29 protein-coding genes are annotated in these 26,850 nt (G+C 59.9%); 18 read left to right on the forward strand and 11 right to left on the reverse strand.

All coding sequences use genetic code 11. The annotated features are described in order from the left end of the window. The first annotated feature begins 220 nt into the window (after positions 1-220). The 5 genes from CI807_RS02660 to fic all read left to right on the forward strand — a co-directional run bounded on the left by CI807_RS02660 (position 221) and on the right by fic (position 5,006). A complete protein-coding gene (locus CI807_RS02660) occupies positions 221-877 on the forward strand; it encodes a DedA family protein (RefSeq protein ID WP_016978561.1) in 657 nt (218 codons plus the stop codon). Positions 878-883: 6 nt separating this feature from the next. After that, the gene (locus CI807_RS02665; RefSeq protein ID WP_095013662.1) at positions 884-1,699 is read left to right on the forward strand and encodes a zinc-dependent peptidase; all 816 of its coding nucleotides are present in this window, start codon (positions 884-886) and stop codon (positions 1,697-1,699) included. Between the two features lie 109 nt (positions 1,700-1,808). Further along, the gene (ppa, locus tag CI807_RS02670; protein WP_003219382.1) at positions 1,809-2,336 is read left to right on the forward strand and encodes an inorganic diphosphatase; all 528 of its coding nucleotides are present in this window, start codon (positions 1,809-1,811) and stop codon (positions 2,334-2,336) included. A gap of 214 nt (positions 2,337-2,550) precedes the next feature. Then, on the forward strand, positions 2,551-3,327 hold the full coding sequence (locus CI807_RS02675) for a S24 family peptidase (RefSeq protein ID WP_095013663.1): 777 nt from the start codon (positions 2,551-2,553) through the stop codon (positions 3,325-3,327). A gap of 557 nt (positions 3,328-3,884) precedes the next feature. Next, positions 3,885-5,006, forward strand: a complete 1,122-nt coding sequence (gene fic / locus CI807_RS02690; RefSeq protein WP_095013666.1) for a protein adenylyltransferase Fic — start codon at positions 3,885-3,887, stop codon at positions 5,004-5,006. 56 nt (positions 5,007-5,062) lie between these two features. Here the strand turns inward: fic and CI807_RS02695 are convergent, their stop codons facing one another. After that, positions 5,063-5,299 carry a hypothetical protein gene (locus tag CI807_RS02695; RefSeq protein WP_095013667.1) on the reverse strand — a complete coding sequence of 79 codons (237 nt, stop codon included), beginning with the start codon at positions 5,297-5,299 and terminating at the stop codon, positions 5,063-5,065. Positions 5,300-5,747: 448 nt separating this feature from the next. Here CI807_RS02695 and ycaC point away from each other — a divergent pair, with 448 nt between their 5' ends. The 3 genes from ycaC to CI807_RS02710 all read left to right on the forward strand — a co-directional run bounded on the left by ycaC (position 5,748) and on the right by CI807_RS02710 (position 7,560). After that, positions 5,748-6,380 carry an isochorismate family cysteine hydrolase YcaC gene (gene ycaC, locus CI807_RS02700; RefSeq protein WP_095013668.1) on the forward strand — a complete coding sequence of 211 codons (633 nt, stop codon included), beginning with the start codon at positions 5,748-5,750 and terminating at the stop codon, positions 6,378-6,380. A 149-nt stretch (positions 6,381-6,529) separates the two neighbouring features. Next, complete coding sequence (locus tag CI807_RS02705; protein WP_095013669.1) at positions 6,530-7,096, forward strand: hypothetical protein; 567 nt, start codon at positions 6,530-6,532, stop codon at positions 7,094-7,096. Between the two features lie 29 nt (positions 7,097-7,125). Further along, a complete protein-coding gene (locus tag CI807_RS02710; RefSeq protein WP_016978554.1) occupies positions 7,126-7,560 on the forward strand; it encodes a hypothetical protein in 435 nt (144 codons plus the stop codon). Between the two features lie 15 nt (positions 7,561-7,575). Here the strand turns inward: CI807_RS02710 and CI807_RS02715 are convergent, their stop codons facing one another. Next, complete coding sequence (locus CI807_RS02715; RefSeq protein ID WP_095013670.1) at positions 7,576-8,607, reverse strand: YhcG family protein; 1,032 nt, start codon at positions 8,605-8,607, stop codon at positions 7,576-7,578. A gap of 186 nt (positions 8,608-8,793) precedes the next feature. Here CI807_RS02715 and CI807_RS02720 point away from each other — a divergent pair, with 186 nt between their 5' ends. From CI807_RS02720 to CI807_RS02765, 10 genes are all read left to right on the forward strand, one after another. After that, entirely contained in the window at positions 8,794-9,438 is a 645-nt protein-coding gene (locus CI807_RS02720; RefSeq protein WP_095013671.1) for an NAD(P)H-dependent oxidoreductase, read from the forward strand. Beyond that, positions 9,377-9,745, forward strand: a complete 369-nt coding sequence (locus tag CI807_RS02725; protein WP_095013672.1) for a MerR family transcriptional regulator — start codon at positions 9,377-9,379, stop codon at positions 9,743-9,745. Before CI807_RS02720 ends, CI807_RS02725 begins: the two co-directional genes overlap by 62 nt. Positions 9,746-9,814: 69 nt before the next feature. After that, positions 9,815-10,324, forward strand: coding sequence for an RNA polymerase sigma factor (locus tag CI807_RS02730; protein ID WP_095013673.1), 510 nt, complete (start codon positions 9,815-9,817; stop codon positions 10,322-10,324). Then, entirely contained in the window at positions 10,321-11,253 is a 933-nt protein-coding gene (locus CI807_RS02735; protein ID WP_095013674.1) for a FecR family protein, read from the forward strand. Before CI807_RS02730 ends, CI807_RS02735 begins: the two co-directional genes overlap by 4 nt. A gap of 103 nt (positions 11,254-11,356) precedes the next feature. Beyond that, complete coding sequence (locus CI807_RS02740) at positions 11,357-13,786, forward strand: TonB-dependent receptor (protein WP_095013675.1); 2,430 nt, start codon at positions 11,357-11,359, stop codon at positions 13,784-13,786. Between the two features lie 101 nt (positions 13,787-13,887). Continuing rightward, positions 13,888-15,027: a Fic family protein gene (locus tag CI807_RS02745; RefSeq protein ID WP_095013676.1), complete on the forward strand. Its 1,140-nt coding sequence runs from the start codon at positions 13,888-13,890 to the stop codon at positions 15,025-15,027. Between the two features lie 89 nt (positions 15,028-15,116). Then, the gene (locus CI807_RS02750; protein ID WP_003176346.1) at positions 15,117-15,359 is read left to right on the forward strand and encodes an exodeoxyribonuclease VII small subunit; all 243 of its coding nucleotides are present in this window, start codon (positions 15,117-15,119) and stop codon (positions 15,357-15,359) included. Then, entirely contained in the window at positions 15,356-16,243 is an 888-nt protein-coding gene (ispA, locus tag CI807_RS02755) for a (2E,6E)-farnesyl diphosphate synthase (protein ID WP_095013677.1), read from the forward strand. Before CI807_RS02750 ends, ispA begins: the two co-directional genes overlap by 4 nt. Before the next feature lie 110 nt (positions 16,244-16,353). Then, positions 16,354-18,252, forward strand: a complete 1,899-nt coding sequence (dxs, locus tag CI807_RS02760; protein WP_038850094.1) for a 1-deoxy-D-xylulose-5-phosphate synthase — start codon at positions 16,354-16,356, stop codon at positions 18,250-18,252. Positions 18,253-18,297: 45 nt separating this feature from the next. Further along, complete coding sequence (locus CI807_RS02765; protein WP_095013678.1) at positions 18,298-20,193, forward strand: TonB-dependent receptor domain-containing protein; 1,896 nt, start codon at positions 18,298-18,300, stop codon at positions 20,191-20,193. On the opposite strand, the gene CI807_RS02770 is transcribed toward CI807_RS02765, so the two are convergent. The 9 genes from CI807_RS02770 to CI807_RS02810 all read right to left on the reverse strand — a co-directional run bounded on the left by CI807_RS02770 (position 20,190) and on the right by CI807_RS02810 (position 26,839). Then, positions 20,190-20,975: a cobalamin-binding protein gene (locus CI807_RS02770; protein ID WP_095013679.1), complete on the reverse strand. Its 786-nt coding sequence runs from the start codon at positions 20,973-20,975 to the stop codon at positions 20,190-20,192. The genes CI807_RS02765 and CI807_RS02770 overlap by 4 nt on opposite strands. Further along, complete coding sequence (locus CI807_RS02775; RefSeq protein ID WP_016978545.1) at positions 20,972-21,391, reverse strand: nuclear FMR1 interacting 1 family protein; 420 nt, start codon at positions 21,389-21,391, stop codon at positions 20,972-20,974. The genes CI807_RS02770 and CI807_RS02775 overlap by 4 nt, the downstream gene beginning before the upstream one ends. Further along, on the reverse strand, positions 21,388-22,005 hold the full coding sequence (ribA, locus tag CI807_RS02780; RefSeq protein WP_095013680.1) for a GTP cyclohydrolase II: 618 nt from the start codon (positions 22,003-22,005) through the stop codon (positions 21,388-21,390). The genes CI807_RS02775 and ribA overlap by 4 nt, the downstream gene beginning before the upstream one ends. A 230-nt stretch (positions 22,006-22,235) precedes the next feature. Next, positions 22,236-22,955, reverse strand: a complete 720-nt coding sequence (locus CI807_RS02785) for an ABC transporter substrate-binding protein (RefSeq protein ID WP_095013681.1) — start codon at positions 22,953-22,955, stop codon at positions 22,236-22,238. Positions 22,956-23,021: 66 nt separating this feature from the next. Then, on the reverse strand, positions 23,022-23,987 hold the full coding sequence (gene thiL, locus CI807_RS02790) for a thiamine-phosphate kinase (RefSeq protein WP_095013682.1): 966 nt from the start codon (positions 23,985-23,987) through the stop codon (positions 23,022-23,024). A gap of 18 nt (positions 23,988-24,005) precedes the next feature. Next, positions 24,006-24,506, reverse strand: coding sequence for a transcription antitermination factor NusB (gene nusB, locus CI807_RS02795; protein ID WP_095013683.1), 501 nt, complete (start codon positions 24,504-24,506; stop codon positions 24,006-24,008). After that, positions 24,503-24,979 carry a 6,7-dimethyl-8-ribityllumazine synthase gene (gene ribE, locus CI807_RS02800; RefSeq protein WP_003176356.1) on the reverse strand — a complete coding sequence of 159 codons (477 nt, stop codon included), beginning with the start codon at positions 24,977-24,979 and terminating at the stop codon, positions 24,503-24,505. Before ribE ends, nusB begins: the two co-directional genes overlap by 4 nt. A 90-nt stretch (positions 24,980-25,069) precedes the next feature. Then, the gene (ribBA, locus tag CI807_RS02805) at positions 25,070-26,161 is read right to left on the reverse strand and encodes a bifunctional 3,4-dihydroxy-2-butanone-4-phosphate synthase/GTP cyclohydrolase II (RefSeq protein WP_033897960.1); all 1,092 of its coding nucleotides are present in this window, start codon (positions 26,159-26,161) and stop codon (positions 25,070-25,072) included. 15 nt (positions 26,162-26,176) lie between these two features. Further along, entirely contained in the window at positions 26,177-26,839 is a 663-nt protein-coding gene (locus CI807_RS02810; RefSeq protein ID WP_017736638.1) for a riboflavin synthase, read from the reverse strand. Positions 26,840-26,850 lie beyond the last annotated feature (11 nt).

A 26,850-nucleotide genomic window follows, 5' to 3' on the forward strand; every position in this document is an offset into this window, starting at 1 on the left:
CGCAGCCCAACGCGGGGCAAGCCCGCTCGCCACAGAAAGCTCGTTCCCCTATCCTGCTAGCCACGACATCCCCCGCTACAAAACCAACACGCTTTTCACCTCTCAATCCGTATAATGCGGACCTTTCAGGGTTGTAAGAATTGCGGCATACACTTGTAGCCTTATTACCCGAGCTTCCGCACAGGCCTGCTGAGCCGGGCCATCCACACAGGTGCCATCCATGGATTTCAACCCGCTCGACCTTATCCTGCATCTCGACGTCTACCTCGACCTGCTGGTAACCAATTACGGTCCGTGGATCTACGCCATTCTGTTTCTGGTCATCTTTTGCGAAACCGGTCTAGTGGTCATGCCGTTCCTGCCGGGTGATTCGTTGCTGTTCATCGCTGGCGCCGTGGCCGCAGGTGGCGGCATGGACCCGGTGTTGCTCGGTGGCCTATTGATGCTCGCGGCGATCCTGGGCGACAGCACCAATTATGTAATTGGACGAACGGCAGGAGAACGCTTGTTCAGCAACCCGAACTCGAAAATCTTCCGCCGCGACTACCTGCAAAAGACCCACGACTTCTACGACAAGCACGGCGGCAAAACCGTGACCCTGGCGCGCTTCCTGCCGATCCTGCGTACGTTCGCGCCATTCGTGGCCGGTATCGCCAAGATGCCTTACCCGCGCTTCTTCGGCTTCAGCGTATTCGGCACCATCCTGTGGGTCGGCGGCCTGGTAACCCTGGGTTACTTCTTCGGCAACGTCCCATTCATCAAGAAAAACCTGTCGCTGCTCGTAGTGTTCATCATCCTGCTTTCGCTGGTGCCGATGATCATTGGTGTGTTCCGCAGCCGCTTTGGTCGCACGTCCTCCGAAGCCAAGCCGCAGTAACCTGCTGTGTGGTCCCTCAGCGCCTGGCGTCGCCGGCGCTTGCTGGCCAAGCACCCGATTGCCGATGACACCTGGCAGCGGGTGCGCCACCACCTGACGTTCCTCGACGGCATCAGCGCCGAGCAGGACCAGTGGCTGCGCGAAGCCTGCGTGGTATTCCTTGCCGAAAAGCACCTGACCGCCCTGCCCGGCGTCGAACTGCACCAGGAACAACGCCTGCTGCTCGCCGCCCAGGCGCAATTGCCGCTGATGAACCTCGGCGACCTCGACTGGTACCAGGGCTTCCATGAAATCGTGCTGTACCCCGACGACTTCGTCAGCCCCCAGCGCCACCGCGACAGCAGTGGCATCGAACACGAATGGGACGGCGAACACAGCGGCGAAGCCTGGCAACAGGGCCCGGTGATCCTCGCCTGGCCCGGCGTGCTGGCCAGTGGCAACTGGGAAGGCTACAACCTGGTCATCCACGAACTGGCACACAAGCTCGACATGCTCAACGGCGACGCCAACGGCCTGCCGCCGCTGCACAACGACATGCGCGTGCAGGAATGGGCCAGCGTGATGCAAAGCGCCTACGACGACCTCAACCGTCAGTTGGACGCCAACCCGGACGCCGAGACCGAGATCGATCCCTACGCCGCCGAAAACCCGGCTGAATTCTTTGCCGTCACCAGCGAATATTTTTTCAGCGCCCCGGATTTGCTGGTCAGCCATTATCCCCAGGTGTACGCGCAACTCAGCCGCTTTTATCGCCAGGATCCGCTGGCCCGCCTCACCCAACTGCAAGCCAGCGACCCGCGCTACCAGCCACACGGCGAATGACCGTACGACGTCTGGCGCATGGCATCGGCGTCAGAATGTGCCTATAATCGCCGCCACTTTTAGGCCAATCCGGCCATGTTTAATGGCCAATTAACGGGGGCAACGCCCAATGAGCTACAGCAAGATTCCGGCTGGCAAAGACCTGCCGAACGACATCTACGTCGCCATCGAGATTCCGGCCAACCATGCGCCGATCAAATACGAAATCGACAAAGACAGCGACTGCCTGTTCGTTGACCGTTTCATGGCCACCCCGATGTTCTACCCGGCCAACTACGGTTTCATCCCTAACACCCTGGCTGACGACGGTGACCCCCTCGACGTGCTGGTCGTAACCCCTTACCCGGTTACCCCAGGCTCGGTGATCCGCGCGCGTCCAGTCGGCATCCTGAACATGACCGACGACGGCGGCGGCGATGCCAAAGTCATCGCAGTGCCACACGACAAGCTGTCCCAGCTGTACGTGGACGTGAAGGAATACACCGACCTGCCGCCGCTGTTGCTGGAGCAGATCAAACACTTCTTCGAGAACTACAAGGACCTCGAAAAAGGCAAATGGGTGAAGATCGACGGTTGGGGCAACGCAGACGCCGCCCGCGCCGAGATCCTGAAGTCGGTCGCTGCCTACAAAGGCTGATACCCGCTCCTCATTGCCCCGGCAATTGAAAAAGCCCCGATCATTCGGGGCTTTTTTTGTGGGAAAAATTAAACAGCAAGTTCAATTATTTATAGAACATGTTTAATTTTAGTTTTAATCCGAAGTATCAGGCTACAACTAAGCAAAGACCTACATGCCCCACTCAACGCATGGTTTATTTGATCTGTTTTCCCGATCAGTAAGCTTTGTGTTTATGAATACATCAGGTGATCGTTTAAAAGCACTACTGCGGGAAGTCCATCTTTCCGCCTCCGACTTCGCCAAGAACCGCGGCGTCACGCCTCAACACGTGAACAACTGGTTCAAGCGCGGTGTACCCATGGGCCGACTCAACGAGATCGCAGAACTGCTGTGCATCTCCAGCCGTTGGCTGCGCACCGGCGAAGGCCCCAAACACCCACCGGCCAACTTCCTGCTGGAAGGCCCGACTACCCGAAAAGGACTGCCCACCACCCGCGAAGGAAGCGGCAAATACCTCACAGGCCCCGCCTGTCATCCAGAAAAAATCGACGTGGAGATCGACCTCCACCCCTCATTCACCTCCACCGAACGCATCCGCGTCACCCTGCACACCCTGCAAGCCCTCACCGTCAACCCCGACCGCGCCCTGGGCGCCTACATGGTCGACAACAGCATGATCGACATCATCCAACAAGGCGCCACCCTCGCCATCGACCGAGGCCGCACCCAAATCATCGACGGCGAAATCTACGCCGTCGAACACGACGGCATGCTGCGCATCAAATACCTCTACAACCGACCTGGCGGTGGGTTGAGGATGCGTAGTCACAATGCCGGTGAACATCCCGACGAGTACCTTACGTACGAGCAACGGTTCGAGCAGAACTTCCAGATTGTGGGCTGGGTGTTCTGGTGGTCCACGTTGAATAACCGCCGTCCGCCCGTGCCGCTGGATGAGCATTTATTGGGCTGGGAAGGCTCTAAATCGGATCCGGAGGTGGGCAACTGAGGCGAATGTGGGTATCATGCGCCGCACATTTGGCAGGGGGTGGCTTTAGGCTATTCACCCTGCTCGGCGATGCGGAGGAGTTCCCGCTGATGCCCCTACTATTCAGCCCGACGCAATGTGGGCTGAGCGATTTGAAGGCTGGTGAGGCTTGTCAAAAACAAGCTGAAGCAGTCCCCGAGAAGCCGGCCACAAGCCGGCTTTTTAATGTCTGCAATATTCCTTATTAGTTAGCTGAGTAGCTCAATATCACGACCGCCTGACAAGCCAAGCCGGCATCGAATTGGATGCCCACACCACTCAAGGCTGATCCACTGGACAAACTCAGTTTTGAGATCCAACTGAATCAGTGTAACCGCAGTCTGGTTCATACCCTGGGTGTCGGTTGCAGGCCGGTCGATATTCAACATGTCGTTACCAGCGACACAAGCATGAAACATGTCGCAAAAATCTAAAAACAGCGACACGTTCTGCTCACATGCTTACACTGACGACATGAGAAAGGCGCTCACGAGAGCGGCCTAGCCGTTAATTGGACGACCTAGTGAGCGCACGCCCCGATGACTCAATCCCATTTTCCTTGGCAGGCCGATAAACCCTACAACCAGCTTCCGCCATTGCCGCCGACAACTGAGCTGGAAACCCGGGCAGTACTCAAACGTTGCATTGAAGCCCGCGCAGCTTTGGCCGAATTGAAACAAGCGGCCGAGCTGATTCCTAACCAAACGATGCTGATAAACACCCTCCCATTGCTGGAGGCCAAGGACAGTTCCGAGATCGAAAGCATCGTCACCACTACGGACTTGCTCTTCCAGCACGCCCAGGATGACGCCAACCATGCGGACCCCGCGACCAAAGAAGCGCTGCGCTACCGTAAAGCATTGCATAACGGCTACCAATCATTGGCTGAGCGACCGCTGTCTACCAGTACGGCAATAGAGATCTGTCGCACGCTCAAGGGCGTCAATATGGACATCCGTCGAGTCCCGGGCGTCCAACTTGCCAACGATCGAACCGGCGAGATCATCTATACCCCACCGGAGGGCGAAGACCGTTTGCGCGACTTACTCGCCAATTGGGAGCGTTTTCTACACAACGAGACCGATCTCGACCCTCTGGTTCGAATGGCGGTGGGGCACTACCAATTCGAAGCCATTCACCCGTTCACCGACGGCAATGGCCGTACTGGCCGAGTGCTCAATACCCTGTATTTGATTCACGAAGGTCTGTTGAATCTGCCGATTCTTTATCTGAGCCATTTCATCATTGCGCATAGAGCCGATTACTACCGACTACTGCTTGATGTCACTCGCGAGCAAGCCTGGGAGCCCTGGCTGCTGTACATGCTCACCGCTGTGGAAGAAACCGCTCGTTGGACCACCGCCAAAATTGCCGCCATTCGCAGCCTATCCGAGCACACCAGCCAGTTTGTTCGTGAGCGCCTACCAAAAACCTATTCCCGCGAGTTAGTGGATGTGATTTTTGAACAGCCCTACTGTCGCATCAGCAACGTCGTCGACAAGCAGATAGCACAACGTCAAGCTGCTTCTCGCTACCTAAAAGAATTGGTCTTTATTGGCGTTTTAGAAGAGGTTCAGGTCGGTAAGGAAAAGCTCTTCATTCATCCCAAGCTGATGCAGCTACTGATTCGCGACAGCAACGACTTCAGGCTCTATGCCTGAGCCGCACTTAAAGATTAAGTCGCCTGAACACTGAAGGCTGAACAGGCGACGCTGTCTTACTTAGGCTGCATACACTCCACAGCCCGATCCGCCACCATCTTCGCCATCTCCACCAAATGCATCACCGCCCTCTGCGGCGCACCCAGCGGCTCCCCGAGCACTTGCGATGTCGCTACCGCACATTGCAGCAACTCAGCTACACGCACCCAGGCGTCCTCAAAGCTCAGTTCTTCATTAACGACAAATGGGTTGGGCGCACGCGACGACGGCGAATCAGCGACAACGTTATCCATAGCAAATCTCCAATCGATAATTTGGAGCTGCCACTTCCCGCGACTAAACAAAAGGCGGCAGCTGTACGCAGGTTAGTCGACCGGTCGATTGGACCCGGCGCACCCGGAGGTGCCCTGCGTACAGCCACCATAAGATGCAGGCGAAGGGGTGCCTGACTTATGAGTTGCTCATACGCCAATCGAATCCGGGCGACTAAACCCGATCACTGAATTAACCAGTGACGACCCGCAGCCTAGTCACGCACTCCCGCTGGCGCAATGCGCTTGGGATTCTCTCGGAAACGTCCTTCAAATGAAAGGGACTGATACTGCTGGCCCTCCAACCATTGTCACCTCTGAGTTGACGGTATTACCCATTCCACCCGATTTATCCCCCAAGCCCCACCCATTAATCTGTGCCCATGTTGAACGCAACGCCCAACCAACCTAAACAAAAAAGGATTCAACCATGAGCACTGCAACCTACAACCGCCTCAACAAAGACGACGCCATTGTTCTGCTGGTCGACCACCAGACCGGCCTGATTTCCCTGGTGCAGGACTTCTCGCCCAACGAGTTCAAGAACAACGTGCTGGCCCTGGCCGACCTGGCCAAGTTCTTCAACCTGCCGACCATCCTCACCACCAGCTTCGAGCAAGGCCCGAATGGCCCGCTGGTGCCAGAGCTGAAAGAGATGTTCCCGGACGCGCCCTACATCGCCCGCCCAGGCCAGATCAATGCGTGGGACAACGAATATTTCGTCAAGGCGATCAAGGCCACTGGTCGTAAGCAGATCATCATTGCGGGTGTGGTGACGGATGTGTGCGTGGCGTTCCCGACCTTGTCGGCGCTGGCGGAAGGGTTTGAGGTGTTTGTGGTGACCGATGCATCGGGCACGTTCAATACCACGGTGCAGCAGGCGGCGTGGAGCCGGATGACGCAAGCGGGTGCGCAGTTGATGAACTGGTTCTCGGTGGCGTGTGAGTTGCACCGCGACTGGCGCAACGATATCGAAGGCCTGGGGAACCTGTTGTCCCAGCGCATTCCCAACTATCGCAACTTGATGAATGGTTACTCGGCGTTGACGGCGCGTAAGGACTAACTCAACCGCTGCACACACTAAGCCTGCCTTAAAACGCAGGCTTTTTTGGTTAACTAGCAATGCGCCATTAGCACACTCGCCCTAATTGTGACCGCGCCGCCTCACCACTAAAGTCCTTCGCTTATTTCGAGCCTCAAGGAAGGACGCTATTGAATACCTTAACCAAAGTCGGGCGCTGCCTGGCACTGCTGCCCGTCTTGCTGATCAGCACAACGTCGGTATTGGCCGATGAAGAAACACCGATCGGCGACTGGTCGATCATCTACGGCAGCGGCCGCGCCCATAAAAATGTGATGTATGTGGCCGACCGCACTTCGGTGGTGCCGTCGAACCACAACAAGGGCGCGAAACTGGTGGCCGTCACGGTGGTGTATGAAGAACCGGGCAAGCCGATGATCGATGTGTACAACATCGAGGTGCAGTGCTCCACGCGCAAGTTGCGCTTGCTCAATGGCCAATCGGTCGCACCATTTTCCTACACCCTTACGCACTTGAAAGTCTCCAACACGTGGCAGACGCCGAAGGAATTCTGGCTCGACCGCACGCTCGCGTATGTCTGCGAACCGGGCAAGAGCAAGGACACCATCGCCATGGGCAAGATGACCCATTTGCAGATGATCCAGACCACCAAGGCCATGTTCGATCAGTTGGGGCCGACTCAGGAGAAGAGCCAGATGATCGATGACCTCGACGACATGCTGGGCAACAAGCGCTGAGCAACACTCACCTACAAGAAGGATTCACGATGCCTACATGGACAAGGCTGTTGCTGGCTGGGCTTTTGTTGCCTGCGGTACTGTTTATCAACGGGTGCCACTTGATTGCACAATCGCGCTGGGAAGGACGGGACGTGCAAGAGGCGCTGGATTTATTCGGCAAGCCCGACTCGATGAAGAAGCAGAATGCGCCCAATGGCGACACGCAGGTGGTGATGACCTGGCACAAATCCTCTTCATGGACGACCACTGAAGCCGCCGGGACTTCAATGAATCACACCGGGAACGGGATGGTGTACACGGAGTATTACCAACAGGTCGGGCACAGTTCGGATTGCAAGCTGGAAGCCACGGTGGATAAGACGAAGAAGATCGTGCTGTTCAGGATTGAGGATGGTCGGATCCTGCATGGCAAGTGCCTGAATGTGCCATTTGTGCCGGGGTATATTCCGCCGGGATTTTGAGGCTATCAGTCGGTTTTAACCCGCCAGCTCCCGCTCGATCTGCTCGATGCTTGGCAGGCTGGTTCGCAGCTCTGCGGGCAACGATTCAACCAGTTGATATTCCGCTACACCAATCGGTCGATTGTTATCGCGCAACGCATATTCGGCGACGACTTCGTTCTTGCTCTTGCACAACAGCAGGCCGATGGTGGGCCCATCTTGCGGATGTTTAAGCTGGGCATCGACGGCAGCCAGATAAAAGCTCAGCGTCCCCAGGTGCTCGGGTTTGAACTTGCCGGCTTTCAGTTCGATGACCACGTAGCAGCGTAGCTTCACGTGATAGAACAGCAGGTCGACAAAGAACTCATCGCCCCCGACATCCAGCAGTACTTGCTGGCCGACAAAAGCGAAACCGGCGCCCAGCTCCAACAAAAAATCGGTGACGTGCTTGATCAAGGCGTTTTCTATGTCGCGCTCCTGCGCGTCGAGGGCCAGGCTGAGGAAGTCAAAACGGTAAGGGTCTTTCAGCGACTCACGCGCCAGGTCGGATTGCGGTTTGGGCAGGTGGGTCTCGAAGTTGCTGACCGCCTTGCCACTGCGCTCCAGCAAGCGGTTTTCGATTTGCATCACCAGCGAGTTACGCGACCAGTTGTTCTCTATCGCCTGGGTGATGTACCAGCGGCGGGTTTCGGGGCCGGGGAGTTTGTCCAGTAATGCCAAATGGTGATACCAGGGCAATTGTGCAAGCACCTCTTGCACAAATTCAGCATCTGGCCACGCATCGGCAAAAGCACGCATGTACTTGAGATTACGCGGCGAAAAGCCCTTCATTCGTGGAAAGGCCGCACGCAAATCCTGGGCAAGTCGATCTATGACTTTGCTGCCCCAGCCCTGCTCCGCCTGGCGGGTCAAAATGTCATGGCCGATCTGCCAATAGAGCAACACCAATTCCCGATTCACTGCCAGTGTTGCGCGCTGTTGCGCCGCATGAATACGGCCTTTCAGGTCAGTCAGCCAGTCACTGTAGCCTGCGGGTGGTGTGGTCAAGCCGATACAAGGTTCACTCATGCCATGTCACTCTGGAGTTTTGAGGCAGGCTAGTCAGGCGCATTGACGGTCACAAGGGGCGAAGCGCGTTCCAAGATGGACCTTTCAATAACTACAGAAACGTCCTGCTGGCCATTGCGGACTACTGACTTGACTCTCCCCTATACAGCAGCCTTTACCCTGGAACGCCCTGTTCAGGACCTTCCCATGACCCCGCGTACCCTGGTGATCCTCGGCCATCCTTCCGCTTCCAGCTTTTGTTCAGCCCTGGCCGATACCTACATCCAGACGGCAAAAACCGCCGGCCATGAAGTACGCGTCCTACGCTTGGGCGAACTGGCTTTCGACCCCACCCTTCACCATGGCTACACACAGATCCAGCCGCTGGAGCCCGACCTGCTCAGCGCGCAAGCCGACATCCTCTGGGCCACTCACCTGACATTTGTGTTTCCAATCTGGTGGGGTGGCATCCCCGCTTTGATGAAGGGCTTTATCGATCGAATCTTCTTACCCGGCTTTGCCTTTAAATACCGTGCAGGCAAGGCCTTCCCTGACAAGCTGCTACTCGGCCGTACTGCGCATTTGTTGGTGACCCTGGACACGCCGCCATGGTATTACCGCTGGTTCTATCGCATGCCGGGCATCCACCAGATGCGCAAGACCACGCTGGCGTTTTGTGGCATCAAGCCAATCAAGACGCAGATGTTCGGGCCGGTGCTGGGTTCTACATCGGCGCAGCGGGAAAAGTGGCTGACGCAAGCCGGCGCACTCTTGGGAAAAGGGAGTTTTCATGTACATCGGCAAAGCCGCGCAGTTGTCGGGCACGACCGTCAAAGCGATTCGTCACTATGAGGCAATCGGGCTGCTGCCTGCGCCGCAGCGCCAGGGGCAGTACCGAATTTACTCGGCACAAAGCGTTGAACTGTTGATGTTTATCAAGTGCGCGCAGCAACTGGGGTTCAAGCTCAAGGAATTGCAGGCGATTCTGCGCGATCATCAGGGCGATGCATTACCGTGGGAACGCGCAGACCAAGCCATCGCCAACAAGAAGCATCAACTGGCGGTGCAAATAGCCGAATTACAGAAGATGCACGCGGGTTTGCAGGCATTTGAGGCGCAGCTGCAAACAGCGCACGGGCAATGCGCCTTGAACACCTGACGTTCTTGCGACAACTTCTCATTAGCACTAACATCGCCTTCCCCTACTCCCAGAGCGGCGTCCTCCGCCATGTCCGAAGACCCTGGCAATCGCAACCTCGGCCCGCTCTACCGCCGGCACCGTAGTGAGCTGCTGGCTTACCTCGCTCGCCGGGTCAACTGTCGCGAAACCGCCAACGATCTGCTGCAGGACGCGTTCATCCGCTTGATGAACAGCGAAGTGACCAAGATTGGGAATGTGCGCGCCTTTTTGTACCGCATTGCCAACAACCTGAGCATCGACCACGCGCGACGCACCCGTGTGCGCGGTATCAGTGATGAGCAGGATTTGCAGGATCTGGCGAGTGACGCCGATCCGCAAAGCAGTGCAATTGCCGGAAATACCCTGGAACATTTGCAGCGTTTAATCGATGGGCTACCCTCGCCCACACGGGAAGTGTTTCTGCTGGCCCGGGTCGAGCAGTTGAGTTACAAGGAGATCGCCATTCGCCTGGGCCTGGATGCCCGTGCGGTCGAGCGGCATTTGAACAAGGCCATGGCGCATTGCGCCGCTGTCCTGCAAGCCAACGAGTCCCGATGATCAATCAGCCAAGCCCCTCGCCGTCCGAACGTGATCAGCAAGCGCTGGATTGGTGGACGCGCCTGCGTGGCGACCACGTCACGGCCCAGCAGCGCAACACGTTCGAGCTCTGGCGTGCGGACCCGTTGAATGCCAACGCCTATCAGAATGTGGAGACGCTGTGGAAATTACTGGAGCAACCTGCACACGCGGTTCGGCGTCGCGAGCGGCGTAAGCCGGTGCCGCGACGGGCGATCTATGCGGCGGCGGCCTGCCTGGTACTCGCGTTCGCCACGGTGATGTTGATGACACCGCCAATGAGTACGTGGGGCAGCGATTACGCCACGACAACCGGACAGCAACAAGACATCACCCTGGCTGACGGCTCACAGCTGCATCTGGACAGCGACAGCGCAGTCGACATCACACTGACCAGCGATGAACGACGCGTGAACCTGTTGCGCGGCCGGGTGTTTCTGGACGTGAGTCACGACGGTCGCCCCTTTGTGGTTCGGGCTGGAAACACGCGGGTGAAGGTGTTGGGCACCGCGTTCTCCGTCAGCCACGGATCGGCCGAGGACGAGGTCACGCTGCTGCGCGGCCGCGTTGAAGTGATGGCTGGCGGCAGGCATCAGCCGCTGCAACCGGACGAACAACTGAAGGTCATCAGCGGCCAGATCCAAGCGCCTCTTGCTGTCGACGCCGACCGCCTGCTGGCTTGGCGCGACGGCCAACTGCGGGTGCGCAATGCGCCGCTGCGCGAGGTGCTGGACGAGTTGATGCGTTACCAGGGCGGCCGTGTGATCTGGCTTGATGACCAGGCGGCACAGCGCCCTATCAGCGCCAGCTTCAATCTCAAGCAAATCGACAGTGCCATCGACGCGTTGATCACCACGCAAAAATTGCGCGCCACCTCCCTGACTCGTCGCATCCTGATCGTCCGCGGCTGAGGCCTTCGAAAAATTATTTACGCTGCCCACGGTAATTTGGATTTCTGCTGCGTCTCACCCCGCACTTAGGAAGCATTATCATTTGTAGCTCGGGGGAGGATGTATGCAGTATTCACAGGTAACAGGGTTCAACTACTTACCGCTGGCGGTCGCCTTGATGGCAGCCGGCTTGCCTTTGTCCTACGCTCAAGCCGCCACGCCTGCGGCGAGCGAAGCCACCAGCCAGCGCTTGAATTTCAATATCACCGCACAATCGCTCACCGACGCACTGGATCAGTTCGCCCAGCAAAGTGGCTATCAGGTGATCTACGACGCGGCGCAAGCCACCGGTCTGCGCTCCACGACACTGAGTGGCGAACATACGCCGCAGCAAGCCCTGGCCATTCTCACCAGCGGCACTCACGCCCGTTACAGCAAGCCCAATGCCAGCAGTTTCGTCATTGATATCCCGGCCAGCGCCGGCGATACCTTGCAATTATCGCCTGTGAGTATTTCCGGCAAGGCGCCTGGTTCGACCACCGAAGGCACCGGCTCCTACACCACGCAATCCTCGAGTAGCTCCAACCGCCTGAACATCGCACTCAAGGAAACACCCCAATCGGTCACGGTGATTACCCAGCAGCGTATTGCGGACCAAAAGCTGTCGAACCTGACCGACGCGATGGAGGCCACGTCCGGCATCACCGTGGTCCGCGAAGGCCAAGGCGCGGATTCCGACGCTTACTACTCGCGCGGTTTTGCCATCACCAACTTTGAGGTCGATGGCGTGCCCACCTCATCGAGGATGGACAACTACACCCAGAACACCGCCATGTACGACCGGGTTGAAGTGGTGCGCGGCGCCACCGGCCTGATCAGCGGCATGGGCCAACCGTCCGCCACCATCAACCTGATCCGCAAGCGCCCCACCGCCACACCCCAGGCCAGTATCAGCGGCGAAGCCGGCACGTGGGACCGTTATGGCACATCGGTGGACGTGTCCGGCCCGCTCAACGACGCCGGCAACATCCGTGGCCGCATGGTGCTGGACTACAAGAACCAACATTCCTGGGTCGACCGCTATAAACAGGACACCAACCTGGTTTATGGCATCAGCGAATTCGATCTCAACGAAAGCACCCTGCTGACCCTGGGTTTCAGCTACCAGACCGTGCACACCAACGCGCCGCCCCGCAGCGGTTTCCCACTGTTCGACAGCGCCGGCGGGCGTACGGATTTCAAGCGGTCCTACAACACCGCCGCCAATTGGTCCTACTACGATCACGACCAGACCAGCTATTTCGCTTCTCTGGAGCATCAGTTCGATAACGGTTGGAGCGCCAAACTCGACTTCACCCGCACCGAGAACAAATACGACTCGGCCATCGATTTTCTCTCCGGCAACCCAGACCCAGCCACTGGCCTGGGCGGCGTGGTGATCCCCAATAAATTCCAGGGCAACCCCAAGCAGAATGCGATCGATGCCTATGTCACCGGCCCGTTCGAGTTTCTGGGGCGCGAGCACGAATTGATCGCGGGCATGCAGTTGTCGCAGATCCGCAATACCAACGCCCCGGACTACGGCGGATGGATGCGCGCCTGGACCGGCTACAACGGCAATATCGGGCCGATCTACGAGTGGGACGGCAACGCACCCAAGCCCAATTTCGAGAAGAAAGGCGAAGAGGACTTCAAAGAAAACCAGTACTCGGCCTACCTGACCTCGCGCTGGCACCTGAATGACGCTACCAGCCTGATTCTGGGCGGACGCCTGATCAATTGGAAACAGACTGACGACGTGACCTACACCGCCGCCGGCTACAACGACATCCATCTTGATCGTGAAGAAAACGGCGTGTTTATCCCCTACGGTGGCATTGTCTACGACCTGAGCGACATGTGGTCGGTGTACGCCAGCTACACCAAGATCTTCAGCCCGCAAAGCGACCAGACCGTCACGGGTTCCTACCTGGCGCCGCTGGAAGGCACCGGTTATGAACTCGGGGTCAAGGGCAGCTTCAACGACGACATGCTCAACGCCAGCCTGGCGCTGTTCAAACTCGAGCAGGACAACCTGTCGCAACCCGACGGCAACAACCTCACACCCACAAGTTTCCAGGCCTACAAAGCCGTGCAAGGCACCACCACCCAGGGCGTGGAGCTGGAACTCAACGGCGAACTGGCCCAGGGCTGGAACGTCGCCGGCGGCTATACCTACAGCGTCAGCACCGACGCGGATGACAAGCGCATCGCCACGCAAATCCCCCGTCACAGCGTGAAGATGTTCACCACGTACCGCCTGTCCGGCCCGCTGGACAAACTGACAGTTGGCGGCGGCTTCAACTGGCAGAGCAAAACCGGCTTCGATCTGCGCTACTACACACAGGACAGCTACGCCGTGGCCAACCTGATGGCACGCTACGAGATCACGCCAAACCTGTCGGCCTCGGTGAACCTCAACAACGTGTTCGACAAGGAGTATTTCACTACCACCAGCGCCGGGGTTTATGGGGCGCCACGCAATGTGATGACGGGGTTCAAGTACGACTTCTAACGGCAGGCCAAGTGGACGGTGAGCCGAATAAAATGCACAATCGGCTCACTAAATGAGCCGAATAATGTTTCTATTCGGCTCACGCACTCAGGTACTCCTCAATGGACCAACCGCTCTGGATCTGGCAACACACCGACTGGCCCCACTTCCACTGGCAACCTAAGCAATTGGCGGCCCTGTTGCGCGAGTGCGGCCAGGCGCAAGGCAAGCTGCTGGGCATGCTCGGCACCGTCAGCCAGGCGGTCAACGCGCACAACGAGCTGGATGCGTTGCTGCAAAACATTCTGACCTCTTCGGCCATCGAGGGGGAACAATTGAATGTGGGCTCGGTACGTTCATCACTGGCACGACGCCTGGGCCTGAAGCCGTTGAAGGACGCCAGCGTCAGCCGTCGCAGTGAAGGCTTGGCCGATCTGATGATGGACGCCACCGAGCAATACGCCCAGCCGTTTACCCTCGCCCGTCTTTTGAATTGGCATCATTTGCTATTCCCTGCACCCGAAGCGGGTTATGCCGCACGTGCACTGAATGTTGGAGCATTGCGTGGCGATGAGCCGATGCAGGTGGTGTCGGGGCGGCTTGATCGGCCGACGGTGCACTTCGAGGCACCGCCGCGCAAAGGCCTGGAGCAAGCGCTGGAAGACTTCCTCGAATGGTTCGAAACCAGCCGTGAGCAAACGGAACTGGACCCGCTGGTCCGCGCCGGCGTGGCGCATTTCTGGTTTGTCACGTTGCACCCGTTTGATGACGGCAATGGTCGACTGACACGTGCCATCACCGACTTGGCGTTGGCTCAGGGCGAACACCAGGCCATCCGCTTTTATGCCATGTCGGCCAGCATTCTGGAGGACCGCGCAGGCTATTACAAAGCACTGGAGTCGAGCCAAAAAGCCACGCTGGATATCACCGAATGGCTGGAATGGTTCCTCAAGACCCTGTTGCGCAGCCTGCAGCAAGCCATGGTGCGGATTGACCGGGTATTGGATAAAAGCCGATTCTGGCAGCAGCACCGCGACCTCGCGCTGTCTGCCGAACAGATCAAGGTGCTCAATCGTCTGCTCGATGGCGGTGAAAAGGGCTTTGAGCATGGTATCAGCGCCGCGCAGTACCAAGCGGTGGCGAAGGTGTCCAAGGCCACCGCGACGCGTCACCTGGCGGATCTGCTGGAAAAAAACTGCCTGGTGCGATTGCCCGGTGGAGGCCGCAGCACGCGCTATCAAATCAATGGCGGGGGCGATTGAAGCGCCCCCACTCATTTGCCTGCTCATTTGCCCAGAATCCCCATGTCTGCTAGTGTCGCGCCGGTTTACCGTCTACCGGAATAGCCGCCATGGCCCGCAAAAAAGTTGCACTCGATTTCGAACAATCCCTCGCCGACCTGCAAACCCTGGTCGAGCGTCTGGAGAACGGCGAGTTGTCGCTGGAAGACTCGTTGACAGCGTTTGAGCAAGGCATCGGCCTGACCCGCGACTGCCAGAGCGCCTTGGCGCAGGCGGAGCAGAAGGTACAAGTGCTGCTGGAACGTGACGGGGAGTTGGCCGAAGAACCTTTCGATGCGGAACAGCCCGAATGATCGACGCGTATCAGGCCAGTAGCCAAGCCCGGGTCAATGCGGCGTTGGAACCCTTGTTTGTTGCGCCAAGCCCCGAACTCAAGCGTCTTTACGAAGCCATGCGCTACAGCGTGATGAATGGTGGCAAGCGCGTGCGTCCGTTGCTGGCGTATGCGGCGTGCGAAGCCTTGGGCGCAGACGCCGAGCAGGCCAATGGCGCGGCCTGTGCGGTGGAGTTGATCCACGCCTACTCCCTGGTGCATGACGATTTGCCAGCGATGGACGACGACGATCTGCGTCGCGGCCAGCCGACCACCCATAAAGCCTTTGATGAAGCCTGCGCGATCCTCGCCGGTGACGGCCTGCAAAGCCTGGCGTTCAGCGCACTGCTGGACCCGACGCTGAGCAGCGTCAACGCCGAGATCCGCTTGCGCATGGTCACGGCGCTGGCTGTGGCGGCGGGCCCGGCCGGCATGGTCGGCGGCCAGGCCATCGACTTGGGTTCGGTCGGCCAGAAGCTCGACCAGCAAGCCCTGGAATACATGCACCGCCACAAGACCGGCGCCTTGATCGAAGCCGCCGTGCACTTGGGCGCGCTGGCCAGTGGGCGTGCCGAAGCCGCTCAATTGGCGGCGTTGAAGACCTACGCGCTGGCCATCGGCCTGGCGTTCCAGGTGCAGGACGATATTCTCGACGTAGAAAGTGACACGGCCACCCTGGGCAAACGCCAAGGCGCCGATATCGCACGGGATAAACCGACCTATCCTGCATTGCTCGGGCTGGAAGCCGCCAAGGCTTATTCCCTGGAACTGCGTGACCAGGCCCTGGACGCCCTGCGACCTTTCGACGCGGCAGCCGAGCCACTGCGTGACTTGGCGCGGTATATCGTCGAACGCCGGCACTGATAACGGCGGCCTTTGCGGCCGCATATCGGCCAAGTTCGGCGCTCTGCGTGGGCAGTTCGCGATGCTTGAGGTAAACTGCCGCCTCTTCTATACCTATAACGATTCGCCTGATGCCCACGACGTTTCAAGAGATTCCCCGCAAGCGCCCGTCCACGCCCCTGCTTGACCGTGCTGTCACGCCGGCCGGCCTGCGTCGACTGGGTGAAGCCGAGCTGGAAACCCTGGCCGATGAGTTGCGCCTGGAATTGCTCTACACGGTCGGCCAGACCGGTGGGCATTTCGGTGCCGGCCTGGGCGTCATCGAGCTGACCATCGCCCTGCATTACGTGTTCGATACCCCGGATGACCGGCTGGTGTGGGACGTGGGCCATCAGGCGTATCCGCACAAGATCCTCACCGGTCGCCGCGAGCAGATGGGCACCCTGCGCCAGAAGGACGGCATTGCCGCCTTCCCGCGCCGCGCCGAGAGCGAGTACGACACCTTTGGCGTCGGCCACTCCAGCACCTCCATCAGCGCCGCGCTGGGCATGGCGATTGCCGCCCGCCTGCAAGGCAGCGATCGCAAGGCGATTGCGGTAATTGGTGATGGCGCGCTGACCGCCGGCATGGCGTTCGAAGCGCTGAACCATGCGCCGGAAGTGGACGCCAACATGTTGGTGATCCTCAACGACAACGACATGTCGATCTCGCGCAATGTCGGTGGCCTGTCCAATTACCTGGCCAAGATCCTCTCCAGCCGCACCTACGCCAGCATGCGCGAAGGCAGCAAGAAGGTGCTATCGCGTCTGCCTGGCGCGTGGGAAATTGCCCGCCGTACCGAAGAATATGCCAAGGGCATGCTGGTACCGGGCACCCTGTTCGAAGAGCTGGGCTGGAACTACATCGGCCCGATCGACGGCCACGACCTGCCGACCCTGATAGCCACGCTGCGCAACATGCGTGACCTCAAGGGCCCACAGTTCCTGCACATCGTCACCAAGAAAGGCAAAGGCTTCGCCCCGGCGGAAGTCGACCCGATCGGCTACCACGCCATCACCAAGCTGGAACCGCTTGACGCGCCTGCCGCCGCGCCGAAAAAGGCCAGCGGGCCGAAGTATTCCGGTGTGTTCGGCGAATGGCTGTGCGACATGGCCGCCGCCGACCCGCGCCTGGTAGGCATCACCCCGGCGATGAAGGAAGGCTCCGACCTGGTGGCCTTCAGCGAGCGTTTCCCGCTGCGCTACTTCGATGTGGCGATTGCCGAACAGCACGCGGTGACCTTCGCCGCCGGCATGGCCTGTGAAGGCGCCAAGCCGGTGGTGGCGATCTATTCCACCTTCCTGCAGCGCGGTTATGACCAGTTGGTACATGACGTGGCGGTGCAGAACCTCGACGTACTGTTCGCCATCGACCGCGCTGGTTTGGTGGGCGAAGACGGCCCGACTCACGCTGGCAGCTTCGACTTGTCTTACCTGCGCTGCATCCCCGGCATGTTGGTGATGACACCGAGCGACGAGAACGAACTGCGCAAGATGCTCAGCACCGGCCACCTGTACAACGGCCCGGCGGCTGTGCGTTACCCTCGCGGTAATGGCCCGAATGCAGTGATCGAGAAAGACCTTGAGCCTATCGAGATCGGCAAGGGCATCGTGCGTCGCCAAGGCAGCAAGACTGCGTTCCTGGTGTTCGGCGTGCAACTGGCGGAAGCGCTGAAAGTAGCCGAGAAAATCGACGCTACCGTGGTCGACATGCGCTTCGTCAAACCGCTGGATGAAGCCCTGGTGCGCGAGATCGCCGGCAGCCATGAGCTGCTGGTGACCGTCGAAGAAAACGCCATCATGGGCGGTGCCGGTGCGGCCGTCAGCGAGTTCCTGGCGCGGGAGAATATCCTCAAGTCAGTGCTGCACCTGGGCTTGCCGGATGTGTATGTCGAACACGCCAAGCCGGCGCAGATGCTGGCGGAATGCGGGCTGGATGAAGCCGGTATCGAGGCCTCGGTTCGCGAGCGCATGGCGTTGCTCGGCCTATAACCCACGAAAGGTGGGAGCCTGCTCCCACCTTTGCTATGGATAGCCATGAAAAGCCTGCGCTTCGCCCTGCCCCTGCTGCTTTTGCCCGCCACTGATTTGCTCGCCGAGACGTTCGAGCGCGACGACGCCCTGAAACTCCCCAACGTAGTCATCAGCGCCAACCGCCAGGTCCAGGCCCGCAACGATAGCAGCGCCGCCAACACCGTCTTCACCCGCGACGATATCGACCGCCTGCAACCCACCAGCCTCACGGATCTGCTCAGCCGTGTGCCCGGCGTGCAAATCGCTCCAACCGGCGGGCGTGGCAGTTTGCCCGGGGTTTATATTCGCGGCACCAAATCCGCACAAAGTCTGGTGTTGGTGGACGGCCAGCGCATCGCCAACACCACCTCCGGCGACAGCGGCCTGCAGTACCTGAACGTCGACCAGATTGAACGGGTTGAAGTACTGCGCGGCTCGCGCTCGGTGATTTATGGCAGCGATGCGATTGGCGGCGTGATCCAGGTGTTCACTCGACGTAATGCCGAGCAGGGTCTAAAGCCGCGCTTGAAAATGGGCTTTGGCAGTCACCAAACGTGGGAGCGCAGCCTCGGTCTGTCCGGTGGCGATGAACACACGCGCTTCAACCTCGGCGCGAGCCTGGATGAGACCGCCGGCATTAACTCGACGCACACGTCATTTCCCAGCGATGGCGACCATGATGCCTACCGCAACCAGTCCATCAGCCTGAACCTTAGCCACGCCTTCAACGATGGGCTGGAAGCGGGTTTCAACCTGTTGGATAACCGTGGCAAATCAGAGTACGACAACAGCTTCGGCCGCTACGACGTCGCCACCGGGCAAACGCTGGGGCAAAAGCCCTACACCGACTACACCGCGAGCAGCGCCAGCGGCTACGTGGATGCCAAGCTCAACGAGCGCTGGCAATCGCGCCTGGAACTGGGCCACAGCGAGAACCGCGATACCAAGCGCGACACCCTCAGTGACGATTTCAGCGTGTTCAACACCTACCGCGACTCGGTCAACTGGCAGAACGATCTGACACTGAATGAACAGAACAGCCTGATACTCGGTGGCGACTGGTACGAAGACCGCCTCCATGGCTCCACCACCTTTACCGAGAACAGCCGCTGGAACCGCGCAGCCTTTTTGCAGCATCGCTTCCACGGCGAAGGGTTTTCCACCGAGCTGGGCCTGCGGCGCGACCAGAACCAGCAGTTTGGCGGGCAGAACAGTTGGAGCGGCACCCTGACCTTACCGATCAACTCGGACAATGACCTGCTGCTGAGCTACAGCGAGGGCTTCCGCGCCCCGACGTTCAATGACTTGTACTACCCGGACGAATACGGCTTCAAGAACAGTAACCCTGACCTGAAGCCCGAAACCTCGAAAAGCTACGAAGTGCAATGGCGCAGCCAACTCAGCGACACCAGCCGCCTGGAAGCTTCGCTGTACCGCACCGATATCCAGGATGCGATCGTGTTCGGCAGCGACGGCCCGCAAAACGTCAGTTCGGCGCGCATCAACGGCTTCGAAGCCGCGCTCAAGCAAGAGCTGTTCGGCTGGCAAAGCAGCTTGGGACTGGCAATGATTGATCCACGAGACCGCGATTCCGGGCATACGTTGGCACGTCGCGCCAGGCGCACCGTGAGCCTGGACCTGGATCGCCAGTTCGACCAATTCGGCGTCGGCGCCAGCTGGCAGGCGGTCAGCAGCAGCTACGACGACCCGAGGAACGAGCAGCCGTTGGGAGGCTATGGGTTGCTCGGGTTGCGCGCCAGTTGGGCGGTGAACCGTGAAATCACGCTGAACATGAAGGTCGATAACCTGCTGGACAAAGCCTACAGCCGGGCGCTGTATCAGTATCAAGGCCAGCAATTTGGCTACCGGGAAGAGGGCCGTGCACTGATGGTTGGCGTGACCTGGACGCCGGACCTCTAGCGAGGCGCGATCACCTCACACAACCGCGCCACCGCCTCCAACATCTGCCCGCTGGGCCGCTCCAGGCCTTTATCCGGCACCACGCGCACCCGCTCGGCCATCGCCGGCCAGACCTTCCACGCATCCTTCTGCGCCTGGTCGCCCACCAGTATCATCTCGGGATCACGCTGCAACACCGACTCGATACTCACCTGCGGCGCGGGCAGCTTGAGCTCATCGAACACATTGCGCGCACCGCATACACTCAACGCATCGCTGATGATCTGTCCGCCGCCCACGGTGTACAGCGGCTGGTTCCACACCTGGTAAAACACGCGCAATGGCTCGGCACGCTGATAGCGCTGACGCAGTTCGACCAAGCGTTGGCGTAATTGCGAGGCCAATTGCCGGCCGGCTTCAGCACGGCCCAATTGCTCGGCGATGGCCTGGACCTGGGTGGTGAGTTGTTCAAGGCTATGGGGCTCAGCGACATAAACCGGGATGTTCAGCCGCTGCAACTGCTCGCGCTGGGCTGGGCCGACGCTGCCGGGCCACAGCAGGATCAAGTCGGGCTTGAGGCTGAGCAGGCGTTCCATGTCCAATTGGCCGTAATGCCCCACCGACGCCACGTGCGCCAAGGCGGCCGGACGCTCACCGCCATCGAGCACGCCTACCAGCACGTCGGCGGCGCCCAGCTCAGCAACGATTTCAGACAGGGACGGTGCCAGGCTGACCACCCGCTCGGCCGCCAGAGCCTGGGCAGAGCACGCCAGCAGCAAAACCGCCAGCCAGTGACGTCTCATCCCAGTTGACGGGGGATGCGGTAGAGGTAGAACAGCACCAGCGTCGACAGCGCCAGCAGGAACAGCGGCACCGCTTCCAGGCCGACGAACACCGCCAGCGCGCCGATCCAGGCCGGGACGGCTGCCACCAGCAATGCCGTACGCCGACGGGCCGCCAAGGTAATCCAGGCAGCCGGTTCTTCCGGGGTATCGAGGGCTTTGGAGGTGGCGATCAACGCGTGTTTATAGCCGTGGAAGTAACGCAGGCTGAGAAACATCGAGGCCACGCCGGCAATGAAGAACGGCATGGCCAGCACCGGGAGCAAGGATTCGGCTTGGCCGAACACCAGGTTGATCACAAACAGGGGGAGCAGCGCCAGGGCCAGGTACTGCCACCAATTGAAGGACAGTCGCCGTTTCACCTGGCCACGGGTCACGCGCGGTCGACCTCGCCCTGGTGCTCGTTGCCCATCATGTGGTCGAGCTTGCTGGCCTTGGTGGCCAGGTAGAGTTTGTTGTGCGGGTTGTGCCCGGTGTGCAGCGGCACGCGCTCGGCCACGGTGATGCCCATATCGGTCAAGGCTTTGACCTTGCGCGGGTTGTTGGTCATCAGGCGCAGGGATTTGACGCCCAGGTGCTCCAGCATCGGCAGGCAGATTGCGTAGTCACGCTGGTCGGCAGCAAAGCCCAGGCGCTCGTTGGCTTCAACAGTATCGGCGCCGCCATCTTGCAGCTCGTAGGCGCGGATCTTGTTCATCAGGCCAATGCCACGGCCTTCCTGACGCAGGTACAGCAGCACGCCACGGCCTTCACGGGCGATGGCCCGCATGGCGGCTTCCAGTTGCGAACCGCAGTCGCAACGCTGGCTGAACAGCGCGTCGCCGGTCAGGCATTCGGAATGCACACGACCCAGCACTGGCGCGCCATCCGCGATATCGCCCAGGCTCAGCACAACGTGCTCGCGCCCGGTGGCTTCTTCAAGAAAGCCGTTCATGGTGAACGTGGCAAAAGGGGTAGGCAGCTTGGAAGCGGCGACGAAAACGACGGGCACCGTGTGCTCCTGATTTCAGTTTTTACGATGGCGGCCATTGTAACAGCAGGTTCCTACAGACGCTTAAGCTGAATTATCGCTGATAAAGATCAATCGGTTCGATTGGCCTTCTTATTGATTCTATGTAGGAGCGAGCTTGCTCGCGAAAAATCGTCAACGATGACGCAAGCATTCTGAGTGACCGCGGTGTGCTTGCGTTTTTCGCGAGCAAGCTCACTCCTACAGGGGATCTAGAAGGGATACGGCTGTTTCCAGTGCTCGAAAATCGCCTTTAACTCGCCGCTTTTCACCAGGGCCGCCATGCGCTGGTCGAAGACGCCCATCAAGGCGCGACCTCGCTCGTTATCGGCAAACCCGATGTATAGCGGGAGTTCGGCGATGTGAGTCAGTGTAAACTTGGACGGGTCATCCGCCTGATTCAGCACGTACTTGGCCTCAGTCAGCGCATCGATGTAGAAGTCAGCCCGCGCGTGTTGCAGCATCGGCAAAATACCGTCGCGGCGCTCGATCTGGTTGAAGCGATGCACGTTGGGCAAGTACTCCTCGTACTTGTAGCCACGCACCCAGGCCAGGCGGTAATTGCCCAGCGTGGCTACCGTCGGCGCCGGCGTGCTGGCCAGGCCGAGGGCGTAGATGTGGTCGGAATCGAAGTTCCAATGGGGGTACAACACCCCCGTGGCTTCATCGCGATAGGACCCGACCCAGCCATCCACTTCGCCGCGCTGGGCCAGGCCGACCGAGCGGGTGTAGGGCACCGAGCGCGTCTGCAGCGTGATCCCGGCGGGCTCGAACACCTGGCGCAGCACGTCCCAGGCCAGGCCGCTGCCGTCTTTGTTGGTGTAGTCGTTCCATTCCTCACTGGCCAGCATGACCTTGCCGGGCACGTCCTGCGCCTGGACTAACGACGTAAAGGCACACAGCACTATCAGCAGCCAGCGGCGCACATCCATGGGGGCGACCTCCTACAGAGCCTTGCATCCGTGATTACGCTATAGAGGGTAGCGCAGCTCGCCGATTCAGGGCGCCCCGCGAAAATGTTGATAACCACGAATGGCCGGCGTGATGTCTTGCCCGTTGGCGTCCAGCAGCGTCACGCCCTGCCCCGCCTCGACCCGGCCGATCACATGGACCGGCCAGCCGTCGGCCAGCAACGGCGCCAGCTCGGCGGGTGGCAGGGTAAACGCCAGCACATAGTCATCGCCCCCGCTCAACGCCGCTATGCGCGCCGCGTCATCGCCGACGAACGCCAACAGCGCCTGAGACAAAGGCAAGCGCTGACGCTCGATCAACAGACTGACAGCCGAGGCCGTGGCGATATGACCGCAATCAGCCAGGAGGCCGTCGGAAATATCCATGGCAGACGTAGCCTTGCCGCGCAGCGCCAGCCCCAGGGCCAACTGCGGTTGCGGCGACCAGTAGTGGGCCAGCAGTGGATCGGCGATGGCCGCGTCAGCATTGCGCTCGCCCAATACCAGCGGCAAGGCGCCGGCCGCATTGCCCAGCTCGCCGCCGACACACAACAGATCGCCCGGCTGCGCACCGCTGCGGACCAACGCTTGCCCGGCGGGTACGCGACCAAACACGGTCAGGGTCAGGCTTAACGGCCCACGGGTGGTATCGCCACCCACCAGGCCCACGCCACAGCTCTGCGCCATCAGGTTCAAACCCTGGGCATAGCGTTGCAGCCAATCGGCATCGACCGTCGGTGTGGTGAGAGCAAGGGTAAAGGCGAGGGGGTTGGCGCCCATGGCGGCCAGGTCGCTCACCGCAACGGCCAACGAGCGCTGGCCCAGCAGGAACGGGTCGCAGGGGTCGGCAAAATGCACCCCGGCCACCAAGGTATCGGTGGAGATTGCCAGCTGCTCCCCGGCAGGGAGCGCCAGCAAGGCGCAGTCGTCACCAATCCCAAGTGCAATGCCCTCGCCGCCTTGCGCACAGGGCGCGGCGGCGAAGTAGTTGCGGATCAGCTCAAACTCACCCATCAAGGATTCAAGCGCGGTTTAGCGCTTGTACGCCTTCACTTCGGCTTCACGCAGGCGCGGCGCCAGCTTATCGAGCACGCCGTTGACAAACTTGTGGCCGTCGGTCGAACCATAGACTTTCGCCAGCTCGATCCCTTCGTTGATCACCACGCGGTACGGCACGTCGACGCGATACAGCAGTTCCCAGGCAGACAGGCGCATCACGCACAGTTCAACCGGGTCCAACTCCTCGATGGTCAGGTCCAGGCAAGGTGCCAGGGCCGTGTCGATCTCGGTCAGGTGCGCATGCACACCGTGCAGGATGTCGTGGAAGTACGGCAGGTCGGCAAAGGTGAAATCGTTGTCGACGCGAAACTGTGCTTCGATCTCGTTCAACGGAGCGCCCGCCAGGTGACGCTGGTACAGCGCCTGGGTCGCCAATTGACGAGCAGCGCGACGCTTCTCGTTCTTGGACGGCTTGCCAGCATCGGCTGGACGTGGCTCACGCGGGTTGAAGTTGTCGCTCTCGTCGGAAATCACTTGGCCTCCAACTGCGACAGCAGGCTGACCATTTCCAGGGCGGACAGGGCAGCTTCAGCGCCTTTGTTACCGGCCTTGGTGCCGGAACGCTCGATGGCTTGCTCGATGGAATCCACGGTCAGCACGCCGAAAGCGACTGGCACGCCGAACTCCATGGACACCTGGGCCAAGCCCTTGGTGCATTCGCCAGCGACGTATTCGAAGTGCGGAGTACCGCCACGAATGACCGCGCCCAGGGCGATGATCGCCGCGTATTCACCCTGTTGAGCAACTTTTTGCGCAACCAGTGGAATTTCGAAGGCGCCAGGCGCGCGGATGATAGTGATGTCGCTCTCGCTCACACCGTGGCGAACCAGGGCGTCAACGGCACCGCTTACCAGGCTTTCAACCACGAAGCTGTTGAAGCGGCCAACCACCAGGGCGTAGCGGCCTTTGGGGGCGATGAAGGTACCTTCGATGGTCTTCAGGGTCATTCGACAAATCTCTTAAAGAGCCGGGACGCGTGTATGACGCGTCCCTTAGTGATATTTGAACCGCGAACAAGGGGCGAAAATCGCCAGCCTTTATTCGGAGGGCACGTATTCTACTACTTCCAGGTCGAAACCGGATATCGCATTAAATTTCATTGGCGCACTCATCAAGCGCATTTTGCGCACGCCCAGGTCACGCAGGATCTGCGAACCGGCACCGACGATGCTGTAGGTGGTCGGTTTTTTCACCGGCGCGTGGTCAGCCGTTTCGCGGATATGCGCCAGCAGCACATCACCATCCAGCGGGTGACCGAGCAACAGCACCACACCGCTGCCAGCCTCGGAGACCGCAGCCATGGCGGCGCGCAGGCTCCAGCGGCCCGGTTGCTTGACCATCAGTAGGTCACGCAATGGGTCCATATTGTGTACGCGCACCAGGGTCGGTTCTTCGGCGCAAATGGTGCCCAGGGTCAGGGCCATGTGCACGTCGCCTTCGACTGAATCACGGTAGGTCACCAAATTGAATTGGCCCAGTTCGCTGTCCAGTGGCTGCTCGGCAATCCGCTGAACGGTACGTTCGTGGATCATGCGGTAGTGAATCAGGTCGGCAATGGTGCCGATCTTGAGGTTGTGTTCGGCGGCAAAGGCTTCGAGTTCGGTGCGACGGGCCATGGTGCCGTCGTCGTTCATCACTTCGCAGATCACTCCGCTCGGCTCGAAACCGGCCATGCGCGCCAGGTCGCAGGCGGCTTCGGTGTGGCCGGCACGGGCCAGGGTGCCGCCCGGTTGGGCCATCAACGGGAAGATGTGGCCAGGGCTGACGATGTCTTCGGCCTTGGCGTCTTTCGCGGCGGCGGCCTGCACGGTACGTGCGCGGTCGGCGGCGGAGATGCCCGTGGTGACGCCGGTGGTGGCTTCAATCGAGACGGTGAACTTGGTACCAAAACCCGAGCCATTGCGCGGCGCCATCAACGGCAGCTTGAGCAGTTCGCAGCGCTCGCGGCTCATGGGCATGCAGATCAGCCCGCGGGCGTGCTTGGCCATGAAGTTGATGTGCTCAGGCAGGCAGGCCTCGGCGGCCATGATGATGTCGCCTTCGTTTTCGCGGTCTTCGTCATCCATCAGGATGACCATCTTGCCTTGGCGGATGTCTTCAACCAGTTCTTCGATGCTATTGAGCGCCACGCGGCACCCCCTTGGTCAGGATTTCAGGTAGCCGTTAGCGGCCAGAAAACTTTCGGTGATGTTACTGCCGGTAGGCTCTGCGGCCTTATCGCCCAACAACAGGCGCTCCAGGTAACGGGCAAGCAAGTCCACTTCCAGGTTCACCCGGCGACCTGGCTGGTAAGACGCCATGATGGTTTCGCTGAGGGTGTGGGGAATGATGGTCAGTTCAAATTCGGCGCCGTTCACAGCGTTCACGGTCAGGCTGGTGCCGTCGACGGTGATTGAGCCTTTGTGGGCGATGTACTTGGCCAGTTCCTTCGGCGCACGAATTCGGAATTCGACTGCACGGGCGTTCTCGCTGCGCGCGACCACTTCGCCGACGCCGTCGACGTGGCCGCTGACCAGGTGACCGCCCAGGCGGGTGGTCGGGGTCAGGGCTTTTTCCAGGTTGACCGGGCTGCCGGCCTTGAGGTCGTTCATCGCAGTGCAGTCCAGGGTTTCCCGGCTGACATCGGCGGCAAAACCGTTGCCTGGCAGCTCGATGACGGTCAGGCACACGCCGTTGATGGCGATGCTGTCGCCCAGCTTGACGTCGCCCAGGTCGAGCTTGCCGGTTTCAACCGACAAGCGAACGTCGCCGCCTTTTGGGGTCATCGCACGAATGCTGCCGATGGATTCGATAATGCCGGTGAACATGGCCTTCTCCT

This window comes from Pseudomonas sp. NS1(2017), from assembly GCF_002269425.1.
GTDB classification, from domain to species: domain Bacteria; phylum Pseudomonadota; class Gammaproteobacteria; order Pseudomonadales; family Pseudomonadaceae; genus Aquipseudomonas; species Aquipseudomonas reactans.

What these genes read in the sequence shown, in the direction of transcription:
- CI807_RS02660 (WP_016978561.1), top strand. Translation starts at nt 221, where the DNA reads ATGGATTTCAACCCGCTCGACCTTATCCTGCATCTCGACGTCTACCTC.
- ppa (WP_003219382.1), top strand. Translation starts at nt 1,809, where the DNA reads ATGAGCTACAGCAAGATTCCGGCTGGCAAAGACCTGCCGAACGACATC.
- CI807_RS02675 (WP_095013663.1), top strand. Translation starts at nt 2,551, where the DNA reads ATGAATACATCAGGTGATCGTTTAAAAGCACTACTGCGGGAAGTCCAT.
- fic (WP_095013666.1), top strand. Translation starts at nt 3,885, where the DNA reads ATGACTCAATCCCATTTTCCTTGGCAGGCCGATAAACCCTACAACCAG.
- CI807_RS02695 (WP_095013667.1), bottom strand. Translation starts at nt 5,299, where the DNA reads ATGGATAACGTTGTCGCTGATTCGCCGTCGTCGCGTGCGCCCAACCCA.
- ycaC (WP_095013668.1), top strand. Translation starts at nt 5,748, where the DNA reads ATGAGCACTGCAACCTACAACCGCCTCAACAAAGACGACGCCATTGTT.
- CI807_RS02710 (WP_016978554.1), top strand. Translation starts at nt 7,126, where the DNA reads ATGCCTACATGGACAAGGCTGTTGCTGGCTGGGCTTTTGTTGCCTGCG.
- CI807_RS02715 (WP_095013670.1), bottom strand. Translation starts at nt 8,607, where the DNA reads ATGAGTGAACCTTGTATCGGCTTGACCACACCACCCGCAGGCTACAGT.
- CI807_RS02720 (WP_095013671.1), top strand. Translation starts at nt 8,794, where the DNA reads ATGACCCCGCGTACCCTGGTGATCCTCGGCCATCCTTCCGCTTCCAGC.
- CI807_RS02725 (WP_095013672.1), top strand. Translation starts at nt 9,377, where the DNA reads ATGTACATCGGCAAAGCCGCGCAGTTGTCGGGCACGACCGTCAAAGCG.
- CI807_RS02730 (WP_095013673.1), top strand. Translation starts at nt 9,815, where the DNA reads ATGTCCGAAGACCCTGGCAATCGCAACCTCGGCCCGCTCTACCGCCGG.
- CI807_RS02735 (WP_095013674.1), top strand. Translation starts at nt 10,321, where the DNA reads ATGATCAATCAGCCAAGCCCCTCGCCGTCCGAACGTGATCAGCAAGCG.
- CI807_RS02740 (WP_095013675.1), top strand. Translation starts at nt 11,357, where the DNA reads ATGCAGTATTCACAGGTAACAGGGTTCAACTACTTACCGCTGGCGGTC.
- CI807_RS02745 (WP_095013676.1), top strand. Translation starts at nt 13,888, where the DNA reads ATGGACCAACCGCTCTGGATCTGGCAACACACCGACTGGCCCCACTTC.
- CI807_RS02750 (WP_003176346.1), top strand. Translation starts at nt 15,117, where the DNA reads ATGGCCCGCAAAAAAGTTGCACTCGATTTCGAACAATCCCTCGCCGAC.
- ispA (WP_095013677.1), top strand. Translation starts at nt 15,356, where the DNA reads ATGATCGACGCGTATCAGGCCAGTAGCCAAGCCCGGGTCAATGCGGCG.
- dxs (WP_038850094.1), top strand. Translation starts at nt 16,354, where the DNA reads ATGCCCACGACGTTTCAAGAGATTCCCCGCAAGCGCCCGTCCACGCCC.
- CI807_RS02765 (WP_095013678.1), top strand. Translation starts at nt 18,298, where the DNA reads ATGAAAAGCCTGCGCTTCGCCCTGCCCCTGCTGCTTTTGCCCGCCACT.
- CI807_RS02770 (WP_095013679.1), bottom strand. Translation starts at nt 20,975, where the DNA reads ATGAGACGTCACTGGCTGGCGGTTTTGCTGCTGGCGTGCTCTGCCCAG.
- CI807_RS02785 (WP_095013681.1), bottom strand. Translation starts at nt 22,955, where the DNA reads ATGGATGTGCGCCGCTGGCTGCTGATAGTGCTGTGTGCCTTTACGTCG.
- thiL (WP_095013682.1), bottom strand. Translation starts at nt 23,987, where the DNA reads ATGGGTGAGTTTGAGCTGATCCGCAACTACTTCGCCGCCGCGCCCTGT.
- ribE (WP_003176356.1), bottom strand. Translation starts at nt 24,979, where the DNA reads ATGACCCTGAAGACCATCGAAGGTACCTTCATCGCCCCCAAAGGCCGC.
- CI807_RS02810 (WP_017736638.1), bottom strand. Translation starts at nt 26,839, where the DNA reads ATGTTCACCGGCATTATCGAATCCATCGGCAGCATTCGTGCGATGACC.